This is a genomic window from Euzebyales bacterium, assembly GCA_035461305.1.
Taxonomy (GTDB): domain Bacteria; phylum Actinomycetota; class Nitriliruptoria; order Euzebyales; family JAHELV01; genus JAHELV01.
Genome location: DATHVN010000164.1, coordinates 1 through 5,892, shown reverse-complemented (window position 1 = coordinate 5,892; position 5,892 = coordinate 1). Strand labels below are relative to the sequence as shown.

The following is a 5,892-nucleotide window of genomic DNA, read 5'->3' as shown; positions in this document are numbered from 1 at the left end:
CACCGCAGCGAACTGGGTGGTGTCGTGGACCTGTCCGGCGGTGACATGGACCGCCAACGTCCGGCAGCGGCCGTCGGCCGCGCCGTGGACCTTGGTCGTCAACCCGCCACGCGACCGGCCCAAGGCATGATCGGGCGGTTCCTCAGGCCGCCCGTTCGTGTGATTCGACCCAGCCCCCCCTCGGGTCGGGGATGCGGCGGGCGCCGGCGGCGTGCTGATGCGCGCGCACGATCGTGGAGTCGACCGCGACCAGCCAATCCAGCGAGCCGTCCGCGTCGGCGCGGGCCTGCGCGGCGGTCACCAGATTCTGCCAGGTGCCGTCCGCGCTCCACCGGTCGTGGCGTTTCCACACTGTCTGCCACGGCCCGAACCGGGCGGGCAGGTCCCCCCACGGCGACCCCGTGCGATACCGCCAGGCGATGCCCTCCAGCACCTGCCGGTGATCGCGCCACTGGCCGCCGCGGCGGCCGTGCGAGCTGGGCAGCAGTGGTGCGATGAACGCCCACGCCTCGTCGCTAATCACATTCCTGTCATCCATACCCCGGGTGTCTACCGCACCAGCGAGTGAACCCCGGCCAACCTCGACCGGTTCGAGAGACAGGCCCTAGTAGCGGTGGTCGGCGAGGTGGCCGGCGATCTCGGTCCGCAGGCGGGCCTTGTCATGCGGCGACATGAACGACGCGTCCACCGCCGCGATCGCGAGGTCGGCGACCCCCGCCGCGTCGAGGTCCAGCAGGCCGGCCGCCACGGCGTACTCGTCGTTGAGCGTCGTGCCGAACCTCGGTGGGTCGTCGGAGTTGATCGACACCGTGACGCCGGCGGCGACCAGGTGCCGCAGCGGGTGCTCGTCGAGCGACGCCACCGCGCCGGTGCGTACGTTCGAGGTCGGGCACACCTCCAGCGGGATGCCGTGCTCCACCAGGTGGGCGACGAGGTCCGGGTCATGCACAGCCGCGATGCCGTGCCCGATGCGCTCGGCGCCGAGGTGCTGCAACGCGTCCCAGACCGTCCCGGGTCCGGTCGTCTCACCTGCGTGGGGCACGGACCGCAGCCCGGCCGCGCGGGCCGCGTCGAAGTGCGGGGCGAACTGGGGGCGCGGCACGCCGTCCTCGGGACCGCCGAGCCCGAAGCTGACGAGACCATCCGGTCGCTGCTCCAGCGCGATCGTCAGGGTCTCGTCCGCGGCGGGCACCCCGAACTCGCCAGGGATGTCGAAGCACCACCGCAGCACGATGCCGAGGTCGTGCTCGGCGGCGATCCTGGCGTCCTCGATCGCCTCGCACACCGCTGCCGCGGGGATCCCGTTGGCGGTGAGCGTGTACGGGGTGACCGTCACCTCCGCGTACCGCACCTGCTGGCGGGCCAGATCGCGTGCGACCTCGTAGGTCAGCAGACACACGTCCTCGGGCTCGGTGATCAGGTCGACGACCGACAGGTACACCTCGATGAAGTGCGCGAAGTTCCGGAACGCGAAGTACTCGGCGAGCGCCTCGGGCTCCGCGGGCACCGGTGAGGCGCCGTCGGTGCGGGCGGCCAGCTCCGCCACGATCCTCGGCGAGGCGGAGCCGACGTGGTGGACGTGCAGCTCGACCTTGGGCATCCCGGCGATGAAGGTGGGCAGATCGGTCATCGTCGGAGGGTAGCGCCGAGGCCGTGTGGAGCGCCTGGCGACACGAAGCTGAGCCCCCGACGCGGGCACGTCAGCGATCGTGCGGTCAACGCGCCGGCGATGCCTTCCGGTTCCCGCGCTACGATGGTGCGGTCAGTGACACACCGTTGCCGCCACGGCAACCACAGGGATGGTAGTAGCCATGTCAACACGGAACGCATCGGTGCAGCGCGACGCGCGCTGAGTCGCTCGCCATCGGGCTGGGCTGTGACGTCGTCCGGGTACCCCGGACGCGCTAGCCCACCCGCCTTCCCGTCGCGGCCACCGTCCCCCCCAGGGCCGGCGGCCGATGTCTCCGGCGTCGCGACCTGTCCCGCTCACCGTCCCGCGAGCTCGACGCCCGGATGGTCAGTCACGGCGCCGCACACCCAGGCGTCGACGTCACGATCGCGCAGCAGGCCGGCCGCTGCGACGCCGTCCGGCACGACCGCGATCATTCCCGCGCCCATGTTGAACGTGCGCCACATCTCGTCGGGTTCGACCGGTCCGCGGGCCGCGATCAGCTCCATGATCGCCGGCGTGGTGAACGTCCCCGCGTCGACCACGGCTCCGAGCCCGTCGGGCAGCACCCGCGGCAGGTTGCCCGGCACTCCACCGCCTGTCACGTGGCACAGCGCATGCACCTCGATGGCCTCGATCAGCGCCAGGCAGTCGCGGACGTAGATGCGGCTCGGACGCAGCAGCGCGTCTCCGAGGGTCTCCACGACCAGGTCGTGGTCGTCGGCGAAGTCAAGGCCCTCCACCACCCGACGGGCCAGCGAGTACCCGTTGCTGTGCAGGCCGGTCGATGCCATGGCCACCAGGTCGTCGCCGGGTACCACGCGCTCCGGTCCCAGGACGGCGTCGCGCTCGACGACGCCGACGCCGAACCCTGCGACGTCGACCTGGCCGGGGGCCATGACGGCGGGGTGCTCCGCCGTCTCTCCACCGACCAGCGCGCAGCCGGCCGCCACGCACCCGTCGGCGATGCCTGCGACGACCTGCTCGACGGCCGCCACGTCGAGCACGCCGACGGCGATGTAGTCGTTGAACACCAGCGGCTCGGCGCCACACACGACCAGGTCGTCGACGACCATCGCAACCAGGTCCTGCCCGATGGTGTCGTAGCGGCCGAGCTGCCGCGCGATCTCGAGCTTCGTGCCGACACCGTCGCAGCTGGTCGCGAGCAGCGGTGCGCGCCACCGGGCGGGCGGCAGCGCGAACAGGCCACTGAAGCCACCGAACGCGCCGGTGACCTCTGGACGTAGGGTGCGCGCGACGTGGGGCCGGATCGCGGCGACGGCCGCGTCGGCCGCATCGAGGGAGACGCCGACGTCGGCGTAGGTCAGGGGATCACGGCCCATGAGCTCCCCGCCCGCCGGCTCGCTGGCGCTCACCCTCACAGTGGGCTCCCCGCCCGCCGGCTCGCTGGCGCTCACCCTCACAGTGGGCTCCCCGCCCGCCGGCTCGCTCACCCTCACCCATGGGAGGCGAGCTCGAGGACCGGCAGCGTCGTCCGGTCGTCGTCCGGCACCGCCTGCGGGACGGGGATGGGGTACCGCCCGTCGAAGCAGGCCCGACACAGCGACGATGCGGGGCGCTTGGTCGCCCGCGTCAATGCGTCCAGCGACAGGTACGCCAGCGAGTCGGCCTCGAGGTAGGCGCGGATCTCCTCGGTGGTCCTGCCGGAGGCGAGCAGCTCGTCCGTCGTGGCCATGTCGATACCGTAGAAGCAGGGGTGGCGCACCGGTGGTGACGGGATCCGCAGGTGCACCTCCGTCGCGCCGCAGGCTCGCAGCATGCGCACCAGCTGCCGTGAGGTGTTGCCCCGGACGATCGAGTCGTCGACGACCACGAGGCGCTGGCCCTCCAGGACGTCGCGCAGCGGGTTGAGCTTGAGGCGGATGCCCAGCTGGCGCAACGACTGCGACGGCTGGATGAACGTGCGACCCACGTAGCGGTTCTTGACCAGGCCCTCGGCGTAAGGGATGCCGCTCTGCTGGCTGTAGCCGGCGGCGGCCGCCAGGCCCGAGTCGGGCACGGGCACCACCAGGTCGGCGTCGGCAGGTGACTCGAGTGCCAGCTGCCGGCCCATGCGGCGCCGCGCCGCGTAGATGCTGGTCTCGGGGGTCTGGTGGTCGGGGCGGGCGAGGTAGACGTACTCGAAGACGCAGAACGACGGTGTCGGCGCCGCAAACCGGCGGCTGCGGACGCCATCGGTGTCGATCGCGACGAGCTCGCCGGGCTGGATCTCACGCAGCATGGTGGCGCCGACGATGTCCAGCGCGGCCGTCTCGGACGCCAGGACGTACCCGCCGCCGTCGAGCACGCCCAGCACCAGCGGCCGGACGCCGTGGGGGTCGCGCACGCCGTAGATCGTCGACTCGTCCATGATCGCCAGGCAGTAGGCGCCTGAGATGCGCCGACAGGCATCGATGATGATGTCATCCAGGGGGCCGTCACGGGTCCCCGCGCGCTCTGCGAGCAGCGTGGTCAGCAGGTCGGAGTCGCTCGTGCAGCTGGCCCCGCGGGGGCCGAGCTCGGTGGCCAGCGCGGCCGTGTCGACCAGGTTGCCGTTGTGCCCCAGCGCGATGCCGCGCCCTGATGCGCTCACCTGGAACGTTGGCTGGGCGTTCGCCCACGTCGACGCCCCGGTGGTCGAGTAGCGCACGTGGCCGATCGCCAGGTGCCCACGCAGCCCGGCGAGGCGGCCGTTGTCGAAGACCTGGTTGACCAGGCCCATCTCCTTGCTGATGAGGATGTTGTCACCGTCGGACACCGCGATGCCCGCCGACTCCTGCCCGCGGTGCTGGAGTGCGTAGAGGCCGTAGTAGCAGTAGCGGGCGACGTCCTCGCCGGGGGCGTGGATGGCGAACACGCCACACTCGTCACGAGCACCGGTGCGATCCAGTGCGTCTGGAGGCTGCGGCATCAGGTCACACCAGCTCGGCTCGACGGCGCCTGCACATCGACAGTATGCCCACCGGAGGACGGTTCGCCGCACACCGCCGGAGACTCCAGTGGAAGCGCCCATCGGCTCTCGGGGCCGTTGGCGGTCGAGCGGCGGCGGGAGGACTGAGTATTCTCGCGGGCAGGACTCTGCGGGGCCTGGTTCCACAGCCGGCTGTGGAACGGCTCCGCCGGACAGGAACATCTGTTGCGAGGACGGCGGTGGCCATGGACATGATCGAGCAGCGCATTCGGGAAGCGGTGGCCATGGTGCTGTCGCGCGGAGCCAAGGCGCTGGAGCAGACCGCGACCGAGCTCGAGCGTGCCGCCGAAGAGCTCCGCAACGACCGGCAGCGCCGTGCGGAGCCCGAGGAGGTCTGGTCGGAGCCGTCGCGGGGCACCGACACGATGACGCGCAGCGCTCCGCTGCGTGCGGTGCCCAGCACACCCACGGACGACGCGCCCGACATGCCGTCCGCCGAACGGCACGTACCGCCGGTGCAGCCGCCGCAGATGCCCGACCGACCCGGCGGCGGCACGATCGACGCCGACGTCGTCACTGCGTCCGAAGCCCCGGACCTGGGGGCCGAGGCCGAGCCGGACCGGCTGCGCGCGATGGCCAGCGGCACGGTCAGTGAGATCCGTGCGCACCTCGAGGACCTCTCGGAGGAGGAGCTGCGCAGCCTGCGTCAGATCGAGGTCAACAACCGCAACCGCACCACACTGCTGACGGCGATCGACAAGGCCCTCGGTGCCGACGGCTGACACGCTGGGCGGCAGTCACTGGTCGTCACGGTCCAGACCCCGGTGGATCGCGTAGCGCGTCAGCTCGTAGCGACCACGCAGCTGCAGCTTGCCCAGGATGTTCTGCACGTGGTTCTGGACCATCGCAGTCGCCTCCCGGCCGGATCCCGTCCGTCCCGGACTGTGCCGCTGAGCAGCGCGTCAGCACGTGTGTTCGACCCGCTCGTGCCTGGCCGTACCCGACCGTGCCGGACCGCACGTTGCCACGGATGTTGCCAACGAGTGCACATGGCTCCGAACCATCCCCGCCCTCGGGAAGCCCGCAGCCGCGCCGTCACACGGACGCCGGCAACCGCGTGGCAACGTCAGCCGTCGAGAAACCTCGCGGTTGCCTCGGCTGCCCGCTCGTCGTCGGCGTCTGTGACGTGCTGATAGATCGTCATCGTGATGCCGACCGACGCGTGCCCGAGGCGTTCCGACACGACCTTGACGGGCACACCCGCGCGGAGCGCGCAGGTTGCGTACGTGTGCCGCAGCAGCTGGTGGGGGCC

6 protein-coding genes are annotated in these 5,892 nt (G+C 71.5%); 1 reads left to right on the top strand and 5 read right to left on the bottom strand.

The window, feature by feature from the left end; genetic code table 11:
- Positions 1 to 142: 142 nt before the first annotated feature.
- The 4 genes from VK923_15610 to purF all read right to left on the bottom strand — a co-directional run bounded on the left by VK923_15610 (position 143) and on the right by purF (position 4,580).
- Positions 143 to 523 carry an IS5 family transposase gene (locus VK923_15610; GenBank protein ID HSJ46100.1) on the bottom strand — a complete coding sequence of 127 codons (381 nt, stop codon included), beginning with the start codon at positions 521 to 523 and terminating at the stop codon, positions 143 to 145.
- Between the two features lie 81 nt (positions 524 to 604).
- Positions 605 to 1,630, bottom strand: coding sequence for an adenosine deaminase (locus tag VK923_15605; GenBank protein HSJ46099.1), 1,026 nt, complete (start codon positions 1,628 to 1,630; stop codon positions 605 to 607).
- A gap of 356 nt (positions 1,631 to 1,986) precedes the next feature.
- Positions 1,987 to 3,045: a phosphoribosylformylglycinamidine cyclo-ligase gene (gene purM / locus VK923_15600; protein HSJ46098.1), complete on the bottom strand. Its 1,059-nt coding sequence runs from the start codon at positions 3,043 to 3,045 to the stop codon at positions 1,987 to 1,989.
- An 80-nt stretch (positions 3,046 to 3,125) separates the two neighbouring features.
- Positions 3,126 to 4,580 carry an amidophosphoribosyltransferase gene (gene purF / locus VK923_15595; GenBank protein ID HSJ46097.1) on the bottom strand — a complete coding sequence of 485 codons (1,455 nt, stop codon included), beginning with the start codon at positions 4,578 to 4,580 and terminating at the stop codon, positions 3,126 to 3,128.
- 245 nt (positions 4,581 to 4,825) lie between these two features.
- Between purF and VK923_15590 the strand changes: the two genes are divergently transcribed.
- The gene (locus VK923_15590; GenBank protein ID HSJ46096.1) at positions 4,826 to 5,362 is read left to right on the top strand and encodes a hypothetical protein; all 537 of its coding nucleotides are present in this window, start codon (positions 4,826 to 4,828) and stop codon (positions 5,360 to 5,362) included.
- 344 nt (positions 5,363 to 5,706) lie between these two features.
- Here VK923_15590 and VK923_15585 read toward each other — a convergent pair.
- Positions 5,707 to 5,892 (bottom strand): tyrosine-type recombinase/integrase (locus VK923_15585; GenBank protein HSJ46095.1); only part of this gene is annotated, 186 nt, incomplete at its 5' end.

What these genes read in the sequence shown, in the direction of transcription:
- VK923_15605 (HSJ46099.1), bottom strand. Translation starts at nt 1,630, where the DNA reads ATGACCGATCTGCCCACCTTCATCGCCGGGATGCCCAAGGTCGAGCTG.
- purF (HSJ46097.1), bottom strand. Translation starts at nt 4,580, where the DNA reads ATGCCGCAGCCTCCAGACGCACTGGATCGCACCGGTGCTCGTGACGAG.
- VK923_15590 (HSJ46096.1), top strand. Translation starts at nt 4,826, where the DNA reads ATGGACATGATCGAGCAGCGCATTCGGGAAGCGGTGGCCATGGTGCTG.